General features: G+C 59.4%; 1 protein-coding gene. It reads left to right on the plus strand.

Annotated elements, in window-relative coordinates:
* The first annotated feature begins 767 nt into the window (after window positions 1-767).
* Window positions 768-1,712 (plus strand): ISNCY family transposase, encoded by a 945-nt coding sequence (locus EG19_RS10590; RefSeq protein WP_053335225.1) that lies wholly within the window; start codon window positions 768-770, stop codon window positions 1,710-1,712.
* Window positions 1,713-1,732: the final 20 nt, after the last annotated feature.

Raw genomic sequence — 1,732 nt, forward strand, 5'->3', positions numbered from 1 at the left:
GCGCGAGTTATCATGGGATCTGATTGCGCAGCGGACGATTGAGGTGTACGAGACCCTTTTGAAAAAGGTAGAAGGCCCTACGTTAAAGAGAAAAACAGTCGCTAGGGGACGACGTCGCCTTTAACGAGCCCTCAATCGTGGAGAGCCATGGTGGTTGCGTAACTTAGACTGTTTGTCCCGGCGTTAGCCCTCGGTTCAACCCTTATTCGGTCTAGCCAGTATCTTTGTTGAAGAGTTTGGTTCTTGCGTCGCAGGGCCCTCCCGGTTAGCTGTAGGGGCGCATGCCCACAACGGGTGGAAAGCTCGCGAGGGAGGTGCAGCGTACGTGCCTCCCAAAAATGGAGGAGTTTTCCTAGCTGAGGAAGGAGGCAGACTGGGGATGGTAGGTGTAGTAGTGGGCGGGCGTAAAAGTCCATAGCTTGAAAGAGTTGGCTAGGCTGGGGCTAAGGGGAATGCGGTACAGGATTTTGGGACAGCAAAATGGGGGAGCGGAAAGGCCCGGGTACAGGCGAAGGAGTGTTTTGGCCGGTTTGCGCGACCGCAGAAGCTCTCAAGAGCTATTACACCATACCATAGCCTTCGGTACGTTCCGGTTTTGTTGGCCCCAAGGGAGGCGCTTTGGAGAAGGTTAGTAAGCGGGACTTTAGTACTTTTCTCGAGAAAGGCAAAGAGGACCTCCGGGATTGTGTCGTAAATTTTTGATAATGTCCCCATCGAAACTCGTTAGAAGTGACCCCTAGGCTGGTGCCTGAGGAGGGCACCGAGGCATGGGGGAGGTGATCGCCATGAGTCAGAAGGAGCGAGTGAGGTTGGTGGAGATGGAGATGGTGGCGAAGGGGGTGGAGAGCTTGGGGGAGGCGGCGCGGCGGTTGGGGTTGAGCTACCGGCAGGCCAAGCGGGTGTGGAGGCGGTACCGGGAGGGTGGTGCTTCCGGGCTGGTGCACCGCTCCCGGGGCCGGCCGTCCAATCGTCGCAAAGAGGCAGCGCTTCGGCAGGTGTGCTTGGCGGTGTATCGGGAGCGCTTGCTGGGGTTTGGGCCGACGTTGGCGGCGGAAAAGCTCACAGAGTTGGGGGTTGGGGTGGTGGACCACGAGACCCTGCGGCGCTGGTTGGTGGCTGAGGGGCTGTGGGAGCGGCAGCGCAGGCGGGGGCCGCATCGAAGGTGGCGGGAGAGGAAAACGCATTTTGGGGAGCTGGTGCAGCTGGATGGCAGTGTTCACGACTGGTTTGGCAATGGAAGCATGTGTTTCTTGATGAACATGGTGGATGACGCCACCGGGCGCACGCTGGCGTTGCTGTGCGAGCAGGAAACCACCGAGGCGGCGATGCGGCTTTTGTGGGCGTGGATTGCCCGGTACGGGATTCCCCGGGCGTTGTACACCGACTGGAAGAACGTCTACCTCACCACGCGAGAGCCCACGCTGGAGGAGGAGTTGGCGGGGGAGGTGCCGCGCACGGCGTTTGGGAAGGTGTGTGCCAAGCTAGGGATTGAGATCATTCCCGCTTCCTCGCCGCAGGCCAAAGGGCGGGTGGAGCGCAGCCACGGGGTGTATCAGGACCGCTTCATCAAGGAACTGAAGCTTTTGGGGATCACGGAGATGGGGAAAGCCAACGAGCTGCTTTTGGGGGGATTTTGCGAGGCGCTGAACCGGATTGCGCAACCCAGATACTTGAACGGGAGGACCCCTGTTGCGAGTTACGGTCCATTTTGAAACCTGGTTAGGCTGGGTGA

This window comes from Thermoanaerobaculum aquaticum (assembly GCF_000687145.1).
GTDB classification, from domain to species: Bacteria; Acidobacteriota; Thermoanaerobaculia; order Thermoanaerobaculales; family Thermoanaerobaculaceae; genus Thermoanaerobaculum; species Thermoanaerobaculum aquaticum.